We start from the raw sequence: 18,879 nt of genomic DNA, 5'->3' as shown, positions 1-18,879 counted from the left end.
GTGGTTCAGGTGTTGGCCCGTGGGCAACGTCAGGGTGGTGAGGTTGCCGAGCGGGTCGTAGTCGTAGGAAAGCGCCCCCTGGGATGTACGTTCACACAGCAACCGGCCCAATAGGTCGTAGGTGAATTCGAGCGTTTCCTCGCTGACGCCAAGCCCTTTGCCCGCAACGGTAGGCGCACGGGTGATGCATAGCAACCGGTCGCCATTGTCGTAGGTGTAGGCCTGGCGTGCGTCCTGGTTCACCTTGGCCAGCAGCCGGCCAATCGGATCGCGTTCAAATTCGGTGCTGCGTTCAGGTCGTTCGCCACGCTCGCCGTAGCCAATTTCGTCGACACGCGTCAGGTGCCCGCCAAGGTTGTAGGTAAAGCGCCGGGTGAGCTGGTCGATGCGTTTTTCTTCGATCAGCCGGTCGCTGGCGTCGTAGCCAAACTGGTAGGCCGCGTTGTTTTCGTTGACCAGCGCGGTGAGGCGCAAGGCCTTGTCGTACTCGTAACGGATGCGCTGCCCCTTGGCGTCCTGGCGGCTGGCGGGCAGGCCGCGGGCGGTACGCAGCAGCCGGGTGGTCTGGCCCTTGCCGTCGGTGTGGGTCAGCACTTGGCCCAAGGGGTTGTAGGTAAAGGTTTCGGCGGTGCCGTCCGGGTGTTCAATGCGCAGCACTTCGCCATCGGGCTTGCGCGCCAGGGTGGTGGTCTGATGGAGGGCGTCGGTGACGGCGATCAGGTGCTGGCGGTCGTCGTAGCGGTAGCAGGTGCTTTTGCCGGAACAGTCCTGGAAGCGTTCGACCTGGGCCAGGGTGTTCCACCACAGGTATTTGGACTTGCCCGTGGCGTCGATGATGGTGTGGGGTAGACCGTCGTCGCCGTTGAGGTACTCGGTTGTGTGGCCGAGGGCGTCGGTTTCGGCGATGAGGTTGCCCTTGGCGTCGTAAGTGGCTTTCCACACGCTGCCGTCCGGGTAGGCGATGGACGTCACCAGCGTGGTGAGGTGGTGGTAACGGTAGCGAATGGCCCGGCCCAGCGGGTCGACCTCTTCGAGCAAGCGGGCGTACTCGTCGTAGGTGAACCGCAAGCGGTTGCCATCCGGTAGCGTCAGGCCGGTCATGTTGCCGTATGCGTCCAGGTCGATGGCGTAACGCTCGCCGCCGAAATCCCGGCTGGCGATTACCCGGTGGTCCTGGTTGTAACGGATCTCCAGCTCGCGCCCAAGCACATCGGTGGCCCAGGAACTGCGCTGCTCGACGTTGTAGCGCAGGTGGAAGTGCTCGCCATCGCTGGTCCAGTGCTCGGCCACCCGAGGCTGGCCGTCGACGTGCTCCCAACGGTAATGGCAGGTCAGGCCAAGTGCATTGCTGTGGCTGGCCATCACGCCGTTGGCGTAGCTGAACCGGCGCACTGAGTCGCCGTTGCGGTTGATCACCTCGATGAGTTGGCCATTGTCGTCGTAGCGGTAATGAACCAGCGTTTCCACCGCCTGGTTGTCAACCACGCGCTTCACATCGCTCAGGCGCCCCAGCGGGTGATCGTAATGCAAGTGCACGCGCACGCCGCCGGTGGCGCTGATGTCGGTCAGCGTACCGTCGACGCTACGGGTGAAGTGCAGGAAATGCCCCAGGGCATTTTCGATACGCAGCAGGGGCACCGGGGTGTTGGTGTTGGGCACTTCACCGAAGTAGAAAAAGATGTTGTCCAGGGTTTGCAGCAGGTAATGGCCACCCTCCGTGCACACCAGGTACACCTGCTCATGGGGGTTGTAGATCCGCTCTCCGGGCTGCAGGTCCACGAAAGGCACGCTGCGGCCCTGGTTGTCGGTGAGGTAAACGAAGCTGCCGCTTCTGCGCAGGCTCTGCTCCCAGGGCAAGATCCAGCCTTGGCCGAGGGCGCTCGGTACGCGGAGGTCGCTGGCATAGAAGCGGGACCATTCGATCGGCATCAGGCCCGGCAGGCTGAAATCGGTTTCGTCGGGGATGACCTTGCGCCCAGTGGTCAGGTCCACAGGGTTGCCCACCAGCCCGCCTATTGCCCGGTCGATGGCGGGCCCGAACACGAGGCGGCTGGTCACTTCACCGCTGACGAAGCCCGCTGTGAACTTAAGGGCGCAGGGCAGCACTGCCTTGAGCCCGGCCTGGGCGCCCTGCTTGATCAGCTGAGCGATGCCGCCCGCGGCGCCGGCGACCGCCATCAGGCCATCGACGGTATGGCGCACCCAGGCGGGGATCTCGTCGTCTACCGGTAGATACCGGTAGGTCCCGCCACCGATCAGCACATTGCCCGAGCCGCTGGAAATGGTCGCGCCGCAGGTGATTTTGTCGCCTTTGCGCGCGGCGGCCGTGCCATTGATGAACACGTTGGTGGAGCCTTCGGCCACTTGGACGGGCCCGGGGTGCTTGCTGCAGGCCCCCAGGCTCTGGATAACGTGCGCAGCCTTGCGGCTGTTGATGAACACGTTAGGCGAGGCCGTTACCAAAGTGCCGGAGGGCGATGAAAACATCCCGCCGACCGCCTCGCCGATGGAAGTCAGCAGGCTACCTCCCACGCCTGCTGCAAGCCCCGCCAGAAACGCCACACCAAACCCACAGGTGAAGGTGGCGACGGCCACCGTGGCCACCAGAGCAATACCCAGCGCAGCGCCTAGGAGAAAGCCTCCCAAGGCGCCGGTGTGCGATATGTCATCGCCAAACCGTGCGGCTTCGAACATGAGGCTTATTCCTGTTCGCTGGGATCGGTGGGTGCCAGATGGGTCTGCCGGGGTTGAAAACTGGCCAGCAGGTTAGCCCAGTCCTGGTTCTGCTCCGGACTGAAATCGGCCTGGGCCGTGGTCGAGAAGATCAATGCCCGGCCTGGCGCCGTCAGGAACGCGGCCTGGCGCTGATAGTACGGCCGCCCTTCGTTCATGTAGTAAGCGTCGATCTGCACGCCTTCGATCGGCGCCACGGTAGACAGCGAAACGGGCTTTTTAGCCAGCAAGGTATAGCCACGCAGCTTGGCCGCCAGCATTTTTACCTGCCGGTCCACATAGGCGTTGAGCAACTCGGAGGGCAACAGAGTGTCCCGCGAGATGGTGATGCTCAACGGGGCTGGAATGCTGGAACCCAGCACGAACATATTGACGGTGCGGTCCTGGAACCCGTGTGGCAGCGCGATGCTGCCCTCGTGCAACTCGTAGTCCATTAGAAACAATTCCTTGAAATCAAAAATCAGTGGCTCAGCGGGCGGTCATGCCCAAGAGCATGGTGTCAAAGTCGATCAGCCAAGCGCTCAGGCTGGGCTTCAGCGGGTCGACCACACAGGAAAGGCTTAGCCATTGCGGGGGTTGGCCACCGGTGACAGGCACGATGCTCACCACCAAGCGCCCATGGCGTTCGGCATTGCCTAGGCTGAAGCGGAAGTCCACCGCCATCGCCGCGCTACCGGCCAAGGTGCAATCACGCTCGCGGATCAGACGCAGCTCTGGATGAAGAACGCGCAGGGCCTGCAGAGCCTGCGCCAAAAGCCCGTCAAGGGTCGCTCCCTCGTGCACGTCGCGCCTCTGGATGGCCAGCGCGACGGGCTCGCCGTTCTGCTCCAAGGTCATCTGGATGTCGCGGAAGCGAAAGCCTTCAGGCAGAAGCAGGTTGAACCCGGCGAAGCTGAAACTGCTTGGCGCGTCTTGCAGGGGCACCACCGGTTCAGGTTGCGCGAGGGGCGCTTGCACCGCTCCGGCCGCCTGTTGCTCGGCCAGGGCTGCCGCCTCCTGGGCCAGCCGCCGCTCGGAAAGCCGGTCGTAGATACTGGTTCTGTTCATCCTTTGAGCACCTAATCATTGACCCGCACCGAGGCGCCGTTGATTTGGGTAGTGCCGGTGCTGACGGTGGAAATGGCATCGCCTTTGATCTCGATGCCATCGGGGGTCAAGGTGATGCTGCTGTTCCCCACCTTGAGAATGATGTGCTGCTTGGCACTTACCTGAATGAACTGGTTATCGACCTCAATGGTTAACGAACCCTCCTGCACGTTGAGGACGGTGTCTTTCTTGATCGTTTCGAGGTGGTGGCCGCCCACGGTGATGGTGCGGTTGGCGCCAACGCTATGGGTCTCGCTCGCCTCGATCTCGGTGTCCATATTGCGCTCGGCATGCATGATGATCTGCTCGGCGCCGGCCTTGTCTTCGAAGCGGAAGAAGTTCGCCGTGCCGCCGTTGCCTTTGATCGAACGGGTCAGGAAGCCGCTTTGGGTCTTGTTCGCCGGCAACGCCCAGGGTGGCGTGTTCTGGCTGTTGTACAGGCTGCCCATGATCAGTGGGCGGTCGGGGTTGCCGTCGAGGAACACCACCACCACCTCATCGCCCACACGGGGGATCTGGATGCTGCCGAAACCACCGCTGGCGCCGGCTTGCGCCACCCGAACCCAGCAGGAACTGTGGTCGTTGTAGGCACCCTGGCGGTCCCAATGGAATTGGACCTTCACCCGGCCGAGCTCGTCGGTGAAGATCTCTTCGCCGGGCGGGCCGACGATGATGGCGGTCTGCGGGCCGGCGATGGTCGGCCGCGGGGTGGACAGCTGCGGGCGAAACACGATTTTCCTGCGCACGCAGGAGAAGGTGTTGTAGTAACCCGCCTGCTGGCCGGTGAGGTAGTTGTTGTGGCCTTCGCTTTCCACGCTCAGCAACAGGAACTGGCGGTCTTCGGCAGGGCCTTGATCGTGGTCGTAGTGCTGCAGCAGCTCGAAGGTGTAGCCGGGTTTCATCGCACGGCAGTTGCCTTCGCCCTGGAACGTCTTGCCTTTGAGCTCCAAGGCCTCTACCCGCAGGCGCACCAGTTCTTCCCCCTCATCGTAGGTGCCGTGTGTGTATTGGCCGGGGAAGTCATAGATCTCGAATTTTTCGACGTCGCCTTGCTGGTTCAGGCTGTTCATGGCCACCGGCAAGCGGTTGTTCGGCTGGCGGTAGTCGAAGGTTTGCACGGCGATCTTGCCGGACTGCAACTGGCGGTTGCCGCTCCATTGCGTGATGGAGTCCGCCAGCTCGGTGACCGCGGCAGAGTGGAAACGGATCTGCGGTTGTTCCGGCAATGCCTCCAAGGTGCTGGAGTCATCGCAGATGATCATCGTGTGACCTTGGGCAGTGTGCTCGAAGTAATAGAACATGCCCTCTTCTTCCAGCAGGCGCTGGACGAAGTTGAAATCGCTTTCACGGTATTGGGTGATGTAGGTATAGCGCTTCTGCGGCCGGGTCAGGCGGAATTCATGGCGGGCGAACGCCGCGCACGGGGCGAATACCTGGGTAACCACTTCTTCGACCGTGTTGCCCTGGAAAATCCGCGTATCGAAGCGGTTTTTCAACATCGAGAACCAGGGGTTCATGGTCGCGGTGTAGCGGGCCATGCCGCCATCGCTGCCGATGCTGGCAAAGCGGGTCAGGTAGCCTGCGAGATAGCGTGGGGGGCCTTCGGACAGTTCGATTTCAATGACAACGTGCTGCCCCATCATCGACTTCAGCTCGACCCCCGCATCCTCACAGATCAGTAGCAGTTCGAAGCTGTACGCCTGTGACAGCGCCTCGCGCCCCTTGAAGGACTCGATCAGCAATTGCTGCTGGGGGTTGGCAAGGTTGGTGAACTTGAACAGGCGGCGATTCTGCGGCGTGAGCAACGCGGCAAGGTCCATCATCGGGTGTATCTCCTTGGGGGCATGGCCGGCACGCTACCGCCGTGCCCGGCTACAACAGGCCGTTTGCTGACAAAGACCGCAGCCCTCGTAGCACCGATCTCCGATCGGTCAGCCTCACCACTGCGAATGCATTCGCAGCGGCGGTACAACACTGGAAAACGTATCAAGGCGGTCACGAAACAAGGCTGGCGACGCGCGTGTGGAGCGGCCCGGCGCGCTATCGGTGCGCTGCCGGTTTAAAAGCGGGGGGAAGGAGACACCGTTGCAGCGTGCCCTGTCAACCCAACCACGCATTTTTTAAAGGCCGGCTTTGCTGGTGCAAAGGGTTAACCGTTGCGGGTTGATTCATGCATCATTGCCGGGCGCCGCTCGGTCAAGGAAAATACCGGCCGGCTGGCAAGCGGTTAGCCAGCTTGCCTAGCCGCAAAACGCTCTACCCTTCTCCAATGGACTGTGATGTGTAAATGGAACTACTCGCCCACGTTCCCTCCTGGGATGACATCGAACGAAACCTGGACCATCGCTTCAGCGAACTCAACCAAAGTGTCAGCAACGGGCTGCACGGCGCCCACGATAGCTGGGACGGCTTCACCCGCCGGGTGAGCCGAGGCGCAAGCCAGGTGTACGGGAGCCTGGGCGGTCAGCGAATCGACAACGTTCGCCATGCGATGGCGTTGTCCTACCCCATCATCCAGGCCAACCTTCGCCGCAAGTGGGCGGCCATCGAGATCGAGCAGATCCTCCCAGTGCTGCTGAAGCTGGCCCGGGAAGTGTCGATGATCCTCGGCGGCAGCGTGGCGGTCGGGTCGGTCGCGGGCGGTGCCGCCGGCTCCTTCGCGTTTGGCGTCGGCGCCGCCCCGGGCGCGTTTGCAGGCGCAGGCATCGGCTTGCAGGTCGGCAACCTGATCCTGATGGCGCTGGGGCTGTCCGCGGTCGCTGAATACTTCTACAAGGGCCTGCCTGCGTGCCTTTCTACCTTGCAGGACGGCCTGGCCACAGCGTGGTATGCAAGCGAGGGCCTCAAACCGGCAGGGCTCGACCCAACGGGCGCCGCCGCGGCGCAGGCCCAGGAGCGCACTGGCTGGGCCGCCCGGCAACTGGCCCGAGGTCAGGAGCAACTAGTGCTGTTGCTGCTCACAGCCATCGTGACTTACCTCACCCGTGGCCAAGTCAAGGCCGGGGTGATAGGCAGCATGGAAAGCATTGCCGCCCGCACTGCCAAGCTCCAAGCGGAAATTGCCAACAAGCAATTCGCCAACTGGCTGGCCCGTAATCAGAGCAAGCTCCTGGCCCTGCCTGAGTTGCAGGTGAAGGATCCAGCGCCCTTAACAAGGGTGACGGAACCACCAGTGATGCTACTTGAGAACAAACCTGCGGTTCCAAAAAGCGACGTTTCACTCCGGCACCCTTTAGGCAAGATAACGGGAGCTTATTCCGCTATTGAAGCCGGGCCGCTTGACTCAAGGCTGGCTGAAACCTTTTCCGGTGGGCGTTATACGTCTGTCATTCTTGAAAAGGACACGATACTCAGGCGCGCAGGTGTGGAAGGGCAACCGCTCGGCCAGTTTTTTGCTCAAGAAACACCTGCTGGTGTATTGCAAACACGCATTGACAAAGCCGTGCTGCCCACTTGGCCCGGATGCGCGAAATCCCCTATCGATACGGCATTCGATATCAAAATCCCCAAGGGCACGGAAGTATACGTAGGGGAAGTTGGTTCGCAGGGAGGATTTTATGTCGGCGGCACTGAGCAGATAGTGGTGGTGAAACCATGGGCAATCGAGGGAGTGCACGTTATGGGATCGAGCCCATTAAAATGAAAAATATAGCCGAAGTTACCGCAATCATGGAACGTATCTCGCAGTTGATGCGCCTTGGAGGTAGGGAAGAATGGGCGATCCTCATCGATCAATATCGGAGTGAGCTGGCTCGGGACACGGCGGAGGCGTTATCGAAAATAGCCACATTATATGGCGGAATGGGATCGATAAACGATATTGTCCTCTATGGCGATGGGCAGCCGTTGGTGAGGGAAAACAATGAACTCGACGCCTTGCTTTCGAGGCTATACAACCTATGTGTAGGTTCCCGATCCTGAAACCCCCGCCCTGCCCGAGCAGGGGCCATACGATAATGATATTTAGCAACTGGCAGATGAAACGCTCAGTTTAAGGGCCGTGATCAGCGCCTAAAAATCACCGACCCGGTGGCCGCTGAGCTGAGCGTAGCCCTCGAACCCCTTATGAAACTGGCCGAACGCGGAGAAATACCCACGCCTCTGAAGTGGCGTGATATCCAGGCCGCTACCTGGTCACCGAGGAAGCCCTGCAGCGATAAGCGGAGTTAGAGCTTGCCTTTGCGCAGTTCCGGATCGAACTCACGGGCGGTGAATCGCCTATGCTGCGCTGGCTCAAGGCTGAACTGGAGCAAGTTCCGGGGAATGGCGATGGGCCGGCCTGAACCGCTGCAAGGGCTGTAGCAACAGACCAGCGAATATCAGCAGAACCTCACTGTTTGCCAGCTTACCCCCCGCCGCTGCCCGAAGGTTAAATGCCCGCAAGTACTAACCGCGCCCTGGCGCGGCTGACCTTGCGAGGCGAGCTTTCCGATGCAAGCCATTAGCCTGCTTTCACTTGCGCTGCAGCGCCTGGGTTTTGGCAAAAGCCTCAGGCGGGTTCGCATGTTGACCCTCAAGACCGCCAGGGTACCGGTGCTCGACAGCGCTTTCACCCGGCCGCGCTTTGCAAAGGTGACTTACTACGCCTGTGAGGCAAAAGACTGTTGGGTGCCGGTGGAGACGTTGTTGGTGTTCGACGGAGCGCCGCTGAACAGCCAGGCCTCCTTGGCCTGGCATCTGAAGCACGCGCAGGCTCACAACCAGGCTTTGTTTGTTGGGCCTAATGCTTATGAGCTTGGGGCGATCGAAGGCAAGGCCACACGCTTTTAGGACCAAGCAAAGCACAGAAACTGAGCCCACCAGGACGTCAGCGCAGCCAGAGCATGGCGCCGATAAAGCCGGCCATTCAGCCGTGATACCTAACTGTCTTGTCAGCTTATGCGGAACCGGTTTTAGGCATTAAATGGAAGGGAATTTCATCACGAGATACGTTATGAACACGACCATTACTTCCCAAAACCCGGCGGCCTTGCTAGGTACGGACACCTTAAATTCACCTTTGGCAACAAGCACCGACCACGACAAAAAGCGGATCATTTACACGCCTTTCGGTTATGCCCATGAGCCCTCCGTGAGAGCAGCAGGATTCACCGGGCAAATGAAAGAACCGGTGGGCGAGCGCTACCTATTAGGTAATGGCTACCGCGCTTATTCACCGAGCCTGATGCGTTTTATGGCAGCGGATGAGCTGAGCCCTTTTGATCAGGGTGGGATCAATAGTTATGCCTATTGTGAAAACCAGCCGATTACTCGTACCGATCCCGACGGCCGCTTCTTTTTAGCGGCCATCTCCACCATCGCTATGCTAGGCGGGATAGCCTCGGTGGTGGCGGGGATCGCCGTGCGAGACCAAGACAAGAGTGACTCCGCGCTTTCGTTGGGGTTAATGATAGGAGGTGGAGCGCTCACCCTGGCTGGATTCGGCGGCATCGGGGTGATGGGCATGAGAAAAGCCTCGGCCCTCTCCGGAGACGTTAATATAAATACAATCAAAAAAGCAATAAAGCCCCTGCCCAATGAAAGAGCAAGAGCTTACATATATGAGTTAGAAAGCCGAAGCTACAAAAACTTTCTTTCTCCAACCAAGCGTAGCGGCCGTGCAGACGCCTATGATCAGGAATTTGCAACATACACTCGAACAAAAATGGAAGCTAAAGCCTACAGTAAGCACTTAGCCCTGATGAACCAGCTCACGTAACAGGGGGGCTAACTAACTCCCATGCAACTTACTCATCAACTCCGCCTCGGCCTGCGTTAACCCGCAGGCCTGGGTGAGTTCATCGATACTCGCGCCCATATGCACCAGCTTCGCGGCTTGGGCGAAGGAGAGGCTGTCTGGATCGCGCTGTTCCAGTTGCAACAACTTGTCTGGCAATGGCGCGACGGCGGCGCGAAGCTCGTGGATGGCCTCGCCCATGCGCACGGTGCCGTTCTGGTAGTCGTCCAGGCGTTTGGCCAGTTCGCGGATGCGTTGGTCCCGCAGGGCATCGCCGGCGGCTTGTTCGGCGGCGATGCGTTGCTGGTTGCGGGCATAGGACAGGAACATCCACACCGCCCCGGCCCAGAGCACGGCCAGGACGATCACGGCGGCTTCGAAGATCAACTCAAATGTTCTCCAGTTCCGACCACTCTTCTTCGCTCATCATTTTGTCGAGCTCAACCAGGATCAGCAGCTCGCCGTTCTTGTTGCATACGCCCTGGATGAACTTGGCAGACTCTTCGTTACCCACGTTCGGCGCAGTTTCAACCTCGGACTGACGCAGGTAAACCACTTCGGCCACGCTGTCGACCAGAATACCGACCACCTGCTTGTCCGCTTCGATGATGACGATACGGGTGTTATCGGATACTTCGCTGGAATCCAGGCCAAAGCGTTGCCGGGTATCGATGACCGTGACCACGTTGCCGCGCAGGTTGATGATCCCCAGCACATACGAAGGCGCGCCTGGCACGGGGGCGATCTCGGTATAGCGCAGCACTTCCTGAACCTGCATCACGTTGATGCCGTAGGTTTCGTTATCCAGGCGGAAGGTCACCCACTGCAGGATCGGGTCTTCTGAACCGGTCTTTTTCATACTCTTACCCCTCGCTTCCGCCATTGCGGTTTGTTATGCGTGCCCCAGGCCCACGGCCCGGGGAAGTTATCGTTTACGGCCACGGGCGGCAGCTGCCTGGGCCTTGGCGTCGGCCGCGGCCTTGGCGCGTGCCTCGGCTTCTTGGCGTTTGACCGCGCCGCTGGCAATCATTTCAGCCAATTGCGCCACATCGAGCAGCGCGCACATGTGTTCGATCACCGTGCCGGCCAGCCAGGGCCGCTGGCCCCGCTGCACCCGCCACTTGATTTCGGCGGGGTCCAGCCGCAGCGAGCGGCTGACGGAATGCACCGCCAACCCCCATTCGTAGCCCTGAACGGAAATCACATACTGCAAGCCTTGCTGGAAATCGTCGCGGTAGCGGTCTGGCATGACCCAGCGGGCGGTGTCCAGCACCTTGAGGTTACCACTGTGGCTGGGCAGCAGGCCGAGGAACCATTCTGGCTGGCCGAACAACGGCGTCAGCTCCTGCCCCGCCAAGGGGTAGATGGAGCCCAGGCATACCAGCGGCACAGCCAGGGTAAGCCCCGCGACATCGAACAGCAGGCACTCGAAGGGCTCGCCGGCCCACGCAGGCACCCCCTCCTCCACAGGCGTGGCCGGGCCGCCAGGTTGGCCCGTCAAGTTGGGTTGCAAGGCGGCAACCGGCGTGCTTTCCATCGGCTCGGCAATCATCGGCGTCGCCGGTGCCGCTTCGGCCACCGGCGCAACAGGCACCGGCATGGCTACAGGCAGCGGCGCATGCTCGGGTGCCAACGCCTCTTCGAGGATTTGTGGGGAAACTTGTGGCAACAGCGACGGGCCGATCCACAGGCTAGGCTCTTCGAAGCGCGCTGCGGGTTCGTTCTCGACCAGCGGCTGCGCCAGCGCGCGGCGCGGTTCTGCCTTAGGCATCGGGTGGTGCAGGCGCGCATCACGCACCTGCTCTTCGAGCACCGCGGCCTCGAACTCATCGATCAACGCAGGCTCAGGCTCTATCGGCACCGCCGCAAGCACAGGCGCCAGGGCCACCACCGGCGTTACGGGCACAGGCGCAACAGCCGGCGGCGCGATATCCGTGACCGACGCAGGCTCCACGGCCCAGTCCTCGGTGGCTTCCTGCAACAGCCCGTCCAGGTAGGACTGCAAGGCCTGCCGCGGGCGCCGGGGGATATCTACGGGACGGCTCATCTCAGGCCACCTGGGTCAGAAGTTGCTGGCCAAGCAAATGCTTGAGCAAGGCGCGGTAGGCGATCACGCCGCGGCTTTTGGGATCGAAGCGCGACGGCGTCATACCGGCACGGCTGGCATCGCGCAAGCGCGTATCCACGGGGATGTAGCCCTCCCACACGCTGCCTTGCCAACGGTCACGCAGCACCTTGAGCGTGCCCAGGGACGCTTGCGTACGACGGTCGAACAGGGTGGGCACAATGCTGTAGGGCAGCGGCTGCTTGCGGGAGCGGTTGATCATGGTCAGCGTATTGACCATGCGTTCGAGGCCGTTCACCGCTAGATGTTCGGTCTGCACCGGCACCACCAGCTGCTGGCTGGCCGCCAGGGCATTGACCATCAACACGCCGAGCAGTGGTGGGCTATCGATCAGGGCATAGTCGAAATCCTGCCACAGCTGCGCCAGCGCCTTGGCGATCACCAGGCCCAGCCCGCTCTGCCCGGGCGATTGGCGCTCCAGGGTGGCCAGTGCAGTGCTCGACGGCAGCAAGGAGATGCGCTCATCCGTGGTGGGCAACAACAGTTGGCCAGGCAAGCCCTCAGGCACATTACCCTTGTGCAAGAACAGGTCGAAGCAACTGTGCTCCTGGCCATCAGGATCGTTGCCGAAGTAACTGGTCATTGAGCCGTGCGGGTCGAGATCGACCACGACCACGCGCTTGCCCGCATCGGCCAGCAGGCCGGCGAGGGCAATGGTCGTGGTGGTCTTGCCGACGCCACCTTTCTGATTGGCAATTGCCCAGACTCTCATGTGTACGGGTCCCGATAACTGATTTACAACGTCGGCGACGGGGTTTTGACAGCTTGCCCCTTCACCGGCTGCGTTGTTCCGGACGGTGCACTTTGTGTGCCAGCACGCTTGAGCGCCGCATCCGGCGTTGCGTTGGCGGTGCCGGAGCCCGTCAGGCTACGGCGCACTTCCAGGTTGCGGGAAATCACCAGAACCACCCGGCGATTCCGGGCACGGCCGTCGGCGCTGTCGTTTCCCGCCACCGGTTGATATTCACCATAGCCCACGGCCGCCAGGCGGCCGGGGTCGATGCCATCCATGGCGAGCATGCGCACGATGCTCGACGCCCGCGCCGAAGACAGCTCCCAGTTGGTGGGGTACTGGGCGGTGCGGATAGGTTGGTTATCGGTGAAACCTTCCACGTGAACTGGGTTGGCGAACGGCTGCAGGATGCCCGCGACCTTCTCGATGATGGTGAACGCGCGGTCGCTGGGGATCGCGTCGCCGCTGCCGAAGAGCAAGCCAGACTTGAGCTCGATCTCGATCCACAGCTCGTTGCCGCGGACCGTCAACTGGTCGGCGGCGATGAGGTCGCCAAAGGCGTTGCGCACGTCATCGGCAATCGTTTGCAAGGGGTTGGCGGCCGCCACGGCGGCATCCGGCTCGTCGCTCTCGGTATTGAGCGGGGTTACCGGCTGCGTGGTCCGTGGGCGCTCGTCACCGATGGGGATAGGATTGATGCTGCGCTGCTGTTCGTTGAACACCCCTACCAGCGCGTCGGACAGCACTTTGTACTTGCCCTCGTTGATCGAAGAGATCGAGTACATCACCACGAAGAAGGCAAACAGCAAGGTGATGAAATCCGCGTAGGACACCAGCCAGCGTTCGTGATTCTCGTGCTCTTCGGTGACCCGGCGACGACGCATCAATTACTCCATGAAGCCCTGCAGCTTCAGTTCGATGGACCGGGGGTTTTCGCCTTCCGCGATCGAGAGCAGCCCCTCAAGGAGCATTTCCCGGTAGCGGGACTGGCGCTGCGCCAGCGCCTTGAGTTTGTTGGCGACGGGCAGCAGCACCAGGTTGGCTGACGCCACACCGTAGATAGTGGCTACGAAAGCAACTGCTATGCCACTTCCCAGCTGGGAAGGGTCGGCCAGGTTACCCATCACATGGATCAGCCCCATCACCGCGCCGATGATGCCGATGGTAGGCGCATAGCCACCCATGCACTCGTATACCTTGGCGGCTTGTACGTCGCGGTTCTCCTGGGTGAAGAAATCCAGCTCGAGGATGCTGCGGATGGCCTCTGGCTCGGCGCCGTCCACCAGCAGTTGCAGGCCCTTGCGGGCATAGCTGTCCGGCTCGGTGTCGGCCACGCTTTCAAGCCCCAGCAAGCCTTCTTTGCGTGCCACGAGGCTCCAGCCCACTACCCGGTCGATGCCACCTGGGAGGTCAACGCGAGGCGGGAAAAAAATCCATGGGAGGATCTGCAGCGAGCGCTTGAAGGCGCTGATCGGCGTTTGCAGCAGCGCCGCGGCCAGGGTGCCGCCCAGCACGATCAGCCCGGCCGGGCCATTGAGCAGGGACGGCAGGTGGCCGCCTTCGAGGAAGTTGCCACCCACGATGGCCACGAAGGCCAGAATGATCCCTATGAGGCTAAGCACGTCCATTACTGGCAGGCCTCCGCCAGGTAACGGCCCATGTCGTCGAGGCTGTAAATCGCATCCGCCAGGCCGGCCTTGGCGACGGCCATGGGCATGCCATAGATCACGCTGCTGGCCTCATCCTGGGCCCATACCTGGCTACCGCTCTGCTTGAGCAAGCGGGCGCCTTCTCGGCCGTCGGCGCCCATGCCGGTGAGCACTACCGCCAGCACCTTGTCACCGAAGGATTTCGCTGCCGAGCCGAAGGTGATGTCCACGCAGGGCTTGTAGTTGAGGCGCTCGTCCCCGGGGAGGATTTTCACCACGCCACGGGCGTCGACCATCATCTGCTTGCCACCTGGGGCCAGCAGAGCGAGCCCTGGGCGCAATTGGTCGCCGTCCTGGGCTTCCTTCACGTTGATACGGCACAGCTTGTCGAGCCGTTCGGCGAAGGCCCCAGTAAATGCCGCGGGCATGTGCTGGATCAGCACGATGGGTGCCGGGAAATTGGCGGGGAGTTGGGTCAGCACCTTCTGCAGCGCCACTGGACCGCCGGTTGACGTGCCGATAGCCAACAGCTTGTAGGCCTTGCGGCGCGGCGCGCCGCTGGTGGCAGGCGCCGCTGCACGGGGCGCGGTCGCTGGCGCGGGGGGTGGCGTGGCCAGGGGACGTGGTGCCGGGCGGCTGCTGGTCAACGGTTCGCGGGGCGCCGGCGAGGGAGCGGTGGCGGTGGCGGGAGCAGCCGCCACGGGCGAGCTGAAGCGGCGATTGCTCCGCGCTATGGAATGCACTTTTTCGCACAACAACTGGCGGACTTTATCCGGGTTGCGCGAAATGTCTTCGAAGTTCTTCGGCAGAAAGTCCACGGCACCCGCATCCAGCGCATCCAGGGTAACCCGGGCGCCTTCGTGGGTAAGCGAGGAAAACATCAGCACGGGTGTGGGGCACCGCTGCATGATATGGCGGACTGCCGTGATGCCATCCATCATCGGCATCTCGTAGTCCATGGTGATCACGTCGGGTTTAAGCGAGACAGCTTGGTCGATGGCTTCGCGGCCATTGGTGGCCGTGCCCACAACCTTGATGTTGCTGTCCTGAGACAGAATTTCCGAGAGGCGGCGGCGGAAAAAACCGGAATCGTCCACCACCAGTACTGTGACTGCCATAGTTACTCCGTTACGGGCCGCCAACCCTCACGGGCCGGCGGCGGCGGTATCAGATACGCCGGGCGGCGTAGCGCTTGAGCATGCTCGGAACATCCAGAATCAGGGCGATGCGACCGTCACCGGTTATGGTCGCGCCCGACATTCCGGGCGTGCCCTGGAGCATCTTGCCCAAAGGCTTGATGACCACTTCTTCCTGCCCTACCAACTGGTCGACCACGAAACCGATGCGCTGGGTGCCCACCGAGAGGATCACCACGTGGCCCTCGTGTTGCTCGCTGTCTTGCGCGCCAGGCACCAGCCAGCGCTTGAGGTAGAACAATGGCAGCGCCTTGTCGCGCACGATCACCACTTCCTGGCCGTCGACCACGTTGGTGCGGGACAGGTCCAGGTGGAAGATTTCGTTGACGCTCACCAGAGGGAAGGCGAAAGCCTGGTTGCCGAGCATCACCATCAGCGTCGGCATGATCGCCAGGGTCAGCGGCACCTTGATGACGATCTTCGAACCCTGGCCTTTGGCCGAGTAGATATTGATCGAGCCGTTGAGCTGGGAAATTTTGGTTTTCACCACGTCCATGCCCACGCCGCGGCCGGACACGTCGGAGATTTCCGTCTTGGTAGAGAAGCCCGGCGCGAAGATCAGGTTGTAGCAGTCGGACTCGGACAGCCGATCGGCGGCGTCCTTGTCCATCAGGCCCTTCTCCACTGCCTTGGCACGGAGTACGGCTGGGTCCATGCCCTTGCCGTCGTCGGAAATCGACAGCAGGATGTGGTCGCCTTCCTGCTCGGCAGACAACACCACCTTGCCCGAACGCGCCTTGCCGGACTCTTCGCGTTCCTCGGGCATTTCCACGCCATGGTCGACCGCGTTGCGCACCAAGTGGACCAGCGGGTCGGCCAGTGCCTCCACCAGGTTTTTGTCCAGGTCGGTTTCTTCGCCCACCAGCTCCAGGTTGATTTCTTTCTTGAGCTGGCGTGCCAGGTCGCGAACGAGCCGTGGGAAGCGCCCGAACACCTTTTTGATCGGCTGCATGCGGGTTTTCATGACCGCGGTCTGCAGGTCGGCCGTGACCACGTCCAGGTTGGAGACGGCCTTGGACATGGCTTCGTCGCCGCTGTTGAGGCCCAGGCGCACCAGGCGGTTACGCACCAGCACCAGCTCGCCCACCATGTTCATGATTTCGTCCAGCCGCGCCGTGTCCACGCGCACGGTGGTTTCCGCTTCACTGGCGGCGGGCTTGTCACCCGCTGCTGCTGGCCGCGCCGCTGCGGGCGCCGCTGCTGGAGCGGGCGCCGCCGCGCGGGGGGGCTCGGCCTTGGCCGGTTGTGGCGCGGCCGGTGCCGGAGCGGCCGCGGGTTTCGCGGCGGCAGGGGCTGCCGGTTTGGCTGGAGCCTCGGCCGCCGGGGTTTCGGCGCTGAACTTGCCTTTGCCGTGGAGCTGGTCGAGCAAGGCTTCGAATTCGTTATCGGTGATCAGCTCGCCACCGGCTGCGGCCGGCGCGGCGGCAGGTGCCTGTGGAGCTGGCGCGGCGGCCGCACCCGGCAGGTTATCGGTGGCAAAGCTTCCCTTGCCATGCAGTTGGTCCAGCAGCGCCTCGAATTCAGCGTCAGTGATCTCGTCACCCGGTGCGGGCGTCGCGGCTTCAGCTGGCGTGGCTGCCAAGGCGTCAGGGGCGAACTGGCCCTTGCCGTGCAGCTGGTCAAGCAGGGATTCGAATTCGGAGTCGGTGATTTCGTCGCCAGCGGCGGCTTCGGCCGGCACGCTATCGAGGCTATCGACCAGCGCATCGAAGCGCTCATCCGCTACCGGCGCGGGTTCAGGCGCGGCAACCGGGGCTGGGGCCGGCGCTTCTACCGGGGCAGGCTGCGCACTGGCCGGCTCGGCCAGGCGGGCCAGGGCGGCCAGCAATTCACGAGTGGCGGGGGTCAGCGGCGAGCGCTCACGGACCTGGCCAAACATGCTGTTGACCGTGTCCAGCGCTTCGAGCACCACGTCCATGAGTTCGGCGTCCACGCGGCGCTCGCCTTTGCGCAGGATGTCGAACACGTTTTCGGCGATATGGCAGCACTCGACCAGCTCGTTGAGCTGGAGGAAGCCCGCGCCGCCCTTGACGGTATGGAAACCACGAAAAATCGCATTGAGCAGATCCGCGTCGTCAGGTCGGCTTTCCAGCTCGACCAACTGCTCGGACAACTGCTCGAGGATCTCGCCGGCCTCTACCAGGAAGTCCTGGAGGATTTCTTCATCGGCGCCGAAGCTCATTTGGGTGCTCCCTGAATTTGCGTAAATGGCATCCGGCCCGGATAGCGCGATTCAGCGCCTGTTCGAGAACCTGCCAGGCCGGGCTTAGAAGCCCAGGCTGGACAGCAGGTCGTCCACATCGTCCTGACCGGATACGACGTCTTCACGCTTATCGGCATGAATTTGCGGACCTTCACCCCGAGAGGGATCTTTTTCCGGATTATTTTGCGGAATGAGGCTTTCGGCGTCGTGTTGGATACCCGCAACGCGGTCTACCTGGCTGGCCATGAGCACCAGCTTGAGCAGGTTTGCCTCGACATCGGTGACCAGGGCGGTCACGCGCTTGATCACCTGGCCCGTGAGGTCCTGGTAATCCTGGGCGAGCAGAATGTCATTGAGCTTGGCGGACAGCTCGCCCGCATCGCTCTCGCTACGCGTCAGGAAGCCGTCGATACGCTTGACCAGGTCGCGGAACTCGCCCACGTCCACGCGTCGGCTCATGAACTGTTGCCAATCGGCACGCAGCGTGCGCGCCTCTTCACCCAGGCTCTGTACCACCGGGGTGCTTTCTTCCACCAGGTCCATGGTGCGATTGGCGGCGTTTTCGGTGAGCCGAACCACATACGCCAGGCGCTCGGTGGCGTCGGTGATCTGCGAGACCTCCTCCGCCTTGGGAGAGCGCGGGTCGATCTGGAAGTTGACGATGGCGCTGTGCAGTTCGCGGGTCAGCTTGCCCACTTCCTGGTACAACCCCTGGTCGCGCGCCTGGTTCAATTCGTTGATAAGTTGCACGGCCTCGCCGAACCGCCCTGCTTCAAGGCTATCGACCAACTGACGGGCATGGGTTTTCAGGGTCGACTCGAAGTCACCCAACGGCAGATTACTGGACTCCATAGCGCCCCCTGTGCGGCCTCAGCTGTTAACGCGCTCGAAGATTTTTTCAATCTTCTCTTTGAGCACTTGCGCGGTGAAGGGCTTGACCACATAGCCGTTAACCCCGGCCTGGGCCGCTTCGATGATCTGCTCGCGCTTGGCTTCGGCGGTGACCATCAGCACCGGCAGGTGCTTGAGGCGATCGTTGGCACGCACCTTACGCAGCAACTCGATACCGGTCATGCCAGGCATGTTCCAGTCGGTTACCAGGAAGTCGAAGTTGCCGCTTTCGAGCATGGGCAAGGCAGTGTTGCCGTCGTCGGCTTCGGAAGTGTTCGTGAAGCCAAGGTCGCGCAGCAGGTTTTTAATGATCCGCCTCATCGTCGAGAAATCATCAACGATGAGGATTTTCATGTTCTTGTCCAAGTAGACCTCCAAGCAGTCTCAAACGCGCCCGCTCCCGGAGCGCGCAGTCAATCGAATCCGTTATTGCACAACCTGTACGACTGCCTGAGCAGGCGTGGCGGGCGGTGATATCACACAGCCGTCGCACCGTTCCAGCATTCTTTGCAACTTCTTTGCAAAATCGCCAACAAGACGCAAGCAA

Annotated in this window: 17 protein-coding genes; 3 read left to right on the top strand and 14 right to left on the bottom strand. The window is 61.8% G+C overall.

Features of this window, described 5'->3' with window-relative positions:
• The 4 genes from OGL93_RS04095 to tssI form a co-directional block, all read right to left on the bottom strand.
• Positions 1 to 2,694, bottom strand: a 2,694-nt coding sequence (locus tag OGL93_RS04095; protein ID WP_263261076.1) for a DUF6531 domain-containing protein, incomplete at its 3' end; no start/stop codon positions are given.
• 5 nt (positions 2,695 to 2,699) lie between these two features.
• Positions 2,700 to 3,167, bottom strand: a complete 468-nt coding sequence (locus OGL93_RS04090) for a DUF1795 domain-containing protein (RefSeq protein ID WP_263261075.1) — start codon at positions 3,165 to 3,167, stop codon at positions 2,700 to 2,702.
• A 34-nt stretch (positions 3,168 to 3,201) separates the two neighbouring features.
• Positions 3,202 to 3,780, bottom strand: coding sequence for a hypothetical protein (locus tag OGL93_RS04085; RefSeq protein ID WP_263261074.1), 579 nt, complete (start codon positions 3,778 to 3,780; stop codon positions 3,202 to 3,204).
• 11 nt (positions 3,781 to 3,791) lie between these two features.
• Positions 3,792 to 5,642 carry a type VI secretion system tip protein VgrG gene (gene tssI, locus OGL93_RS04080; RefSeq protein WP_263261073.1) on the bottom strand — a complete coding sequence of 617 codons (1,851 nt, stop codon included), beginning with the start codon at positions 5,640 to 5,642 and terminating at the stop codon, positions 3,792 to 3,794.
• A gap of 464 nt (positions 5,643 to 6,106) precedes the next feature.
• On the opposite strand from tssI, the gene OGL93_RS04075 reads away from it, so the two are divergent.
• From OGL93_RS04075 to OGL93_RS04060, 3 genes are all read left to right on the top strand, one after another.
• Complete coding sequence (locus OGL93_RS04075; RefSeq protein ID WP_263261072.1) at positions 6,107 to 7,462, top strand: DUF6861 domain-containing protein; 1,356 nt, start codon at positions 6,107 to 6,109, stop codon at positions 7,460 to 7,462.
• Between the two features lie 860 nt (positions 7,463 to 8,322).
• Positions 8,323 to 8,589 carry a hypothetical protein gene (locus tag OGL93_RS04065; RefSeq protein WP_263261071.1) on the top strand — a complete coding sequence of 89 codons (267 nt, stop codon included), beginning with the start codon at positions 8,323 to 8,325 and terminating at the stop codon, positions 8,587 to 8,589.
• Between the two features lie 163 nt (positions 8,590 to 8,752).
• On the top strand, positions 8,753 to 9,517 hold the full coding sequence (locus tag OGL93_RS04060) for an RHS repeat-associated core domain-containing protein (protein WP_263261070.1): 765 nt from the start codon (positions 8,753 to 8,755) through the stop codon (positions 9,515 to 9,517).
• A 12-nt stretch (positions 9,518 to 9,529) separates the two neighbouring features.
• Here the strand turns inward: OGL93_RS04060 and OGL93_RS04055 are convergent, their stop codons facing one another.
• The 10 genes from OGL93_RS04055 to OGL93_RS04010 form a co-directional block, all read right to left on the bottom strand.
• Positions 9,530 to 9,922, bottom strand: a complete 393-nt coding sequence (locus OGL93_RS04055) for a DUF2802 domain-containing protein (protein ID WP_263261069.1) — start codon at positions 9,920 to 9,922, stop codon at positions 9,530 to 9,532.
• A 1-nt stretch (position 9,923) separates the two neighbouring features.
• On the bottom strand, positions 9,924 to 10,418 hold the full coding sequence (locus OGL93_RS04050; protein ID WP_263261068.1) for a chemotaxis protein CheW: 495 nt from the start codon (positions 10,416 to 10,418) through the stop codon (positions 9,924 to 9,926).
• Positions 10,419 to 10,460: 42 nt separating this feature from the next.
• On the bottom strand, positions 10,461 to 11,582 hold the full coding sequence (locus OGL93_RS04045; protein ID WP_263261067.1) for a CheW domain-containing protein: 1,122 nt from the start codon (positions 11,580 to 11,582) through the stop codon (positions 10,461 to 10,463).
• 1 nt (position 11,583) lies between these two features.
• A complete protein-coding gene (locus tag OGL93_RS04040; protein WP_263261066.1) occupies positions 11,584 to 12,372 on the bottom strand; it encodes a ParA family protein in 789 nt (262 codons plus the stop codon).
• 23 nt (positions 12,373 to 12,395) lie between these two features.
• Positions 12,396 to 13,277 (bottom strand): flagellar motor protein MotD, encoded by an 882-nt coding sequence (gene motD, locus OGL93_RS04035; RefSeq protein ID WP_263261065.1) that lies wholly within the window; start codon positions 13,275 to 13,277, stop codon positions 12,396 to 12,398.
• Positions 13,278 to 13,280: 3 nt separating this feature from the next.
• Positions 13,281 to 14,021, bottom strand: coding sequence for a flagellar motor protein (locus tag OGL93_RS04030; RefSeq protein WP_263261064.1), 741 nt, complete (start codon positions 14,019 to 14,021; stop codon positions 13,281 to 13,283).
• A complete protein-coding gene (locus tag OGL93_RS04025) occupies positions 14,021 to 15,160 on the bottom strand; it encodes a chemotaxis response regulator protein-glutamate methylesterase (RefSeq protein WP_263261063.1) in 1,140 nt (379 codons plus the stop codon). Before OGL93_RS04025 ends, OGL93_RS04030 begins: the two co-directional genes overlap by 1 nt.
• A 49-nt stretch (positions 15,161 to 15,209) precedes the next feature.
• A complete protein-coding gene (locus OGL93_RS04020; protein WP_263261062.1) occupies positions 15,210 to 17,420 on the bottom strand; it encodes a chemotaxis protein CheA in 2,211 nt (736 codons plus the stop codon).
• Between the two features lie 84 nt (positions 17,421 to 17,504).
• Positions 17,505 to 18,293 (bottom strand): protein phosphatase CheZ, encoded by a 789-nt coding sequence (locus OGL93_RS04015; RefSeq protein WP_263261061.1) that lies wholly within the window; start codon positions 18,291 to 18,293, stop codon positions 17,505 to 17,507.
• An 18-nt stretch (positions 18,294 to 18,311) separates the two neighbouring features.
• Entirely contained in the window at positions 18,312 to 18,686 is a 375-nt protein-coding gene (locus tag OGL93_RS04010) for a chemotaxis response regulator CheY (RefSeq protein WP_263261060.1), read from the bottom strand.
• Between the last annotated feature and the right edge of the window lie 193 nt (positions 18,687 to 18,879).

It is taken from the genome of Pseudomonas sp. RIT-PI-S (assembly GCF_025642975.1).
GTDB lineage: Bacteria > Pseudomonadota > Gammaproteobacteria > Pseudomonadales > Pseudomonadaceae > Aquipseudomonas.
This window is presented reverse-complemented; position numbering and strand designations above follow the sequence as displayed.

Excerpts from the sequence above, each read along its gene's own strand:
- OGL93_RS04040 (WP_263261066.1), bottom strand. The coding sequence starts at position 12,372 with ATGAGAGTCTGGGCAATTGCCAATCAGAAAGGTGGCGTCGGCAAGACC.
- OGL93_RS04020 (WP_263261062.1), bottom strand. The coding sequence starts at position 17,420 with ATGAGCTTCGGCGCCGATGAAGAAATCCTCCAGGACTTCCTGGTAGAG.
- OGL93_RS04075 (WP_263261072.1), top strand. The coding sequence starts at position 6,107 with ATGGAACTACTCGCCCACGTTCCCTCCTGGGATGACATCGAACGAAAC.
- OGL93_RS04030 (WP_263261064.1), bottom strand. The coding sequence starts at position 14,021 with ATGGACGTGCTTAGCCTCATAGGGATCATTCTGGCCTTCGTGGCCATC.
- OGL93_RS04085 (WP_263261074.1), bottom strand. The coding sequence starts at position 3,780 with ATGAACAGAACCAGTATCTACGACCGGCTTTCCGAGCGGCGGCTGGCC.
- motD (WP_263261065.1), bottom strand. The coding sequence starts at position 13,277 with ATGCGTCGTCGCCGGGTCACCGAAGAGCACGAGAATCACGAACGCTGG.
- OGL93_RS04015 (WP_263261061.1), bottom strand. The coding sequence starts at position 18,293 with ATGGAGTCCAGTAATCTGCCGTTGGGTGACTTCGAGTCGACCCTGAAA.
- OGL93_RS04090 (WP_263261075.1), bottom strand. The coding sequence starts at position 3,167 with ATGGACTACGAGTTGCACGAGGGCAGCATCGCGCTGCCACACGGGTTC.
- OGL93_RS04045 (WP_263261067.1), bottom strand. The coding sequence starts at position 11,582 with ATGAGCCGTCCCGTAGATATCCCCCGGCGCCCGCGGCAGGCCTTGCAG.
- OGL93_RS04010 (WP_263261060.1), bottom strand. The coding sequence starts at position 18,686 with ATGAAAATCCTCATCGTTGATGATTTCTCGACGATGAGGCGGATCATT.
- OGL93_RS04025 (WP_263261063.1), bottom strand. The coding sequence starts at position 15,160 with ATGGCAGTCACAGTACTGGTGGTGGACGATTCCGGTTTTTTCCGCCGC.
- OGL93_RS04060 (WP_263261070.1), top strand. The coding sequence starts at position 8,753 with ATGAACACGACCATTACTTCCCAAAACCCGGCGGCCTTGCTAGGTACG.
- OGL93_RS04065 (WP_263261071.1), top strand. The coding sequence starts at position 8,323 with ATGTTGACCCTCAAGACCGCCAGGGTACCGGTGCTCGACAGCGCTTTC.
- OGL93_RS04050 (WP_263261068.1), bottom strand. The coding sequence starts at position 10,418 with ATGGCGGAAGCGAGGGGTAAGAGTATGAAAAAGACCGGTTCAGAAGAC.
- tssI (WP_263261073.1), bottom strand. The coding sequence starts at position 5,642 with ATGATGGACCTTGCCGCGTTGCTCACGCCGCAGAATCGCCGCCTGTTC.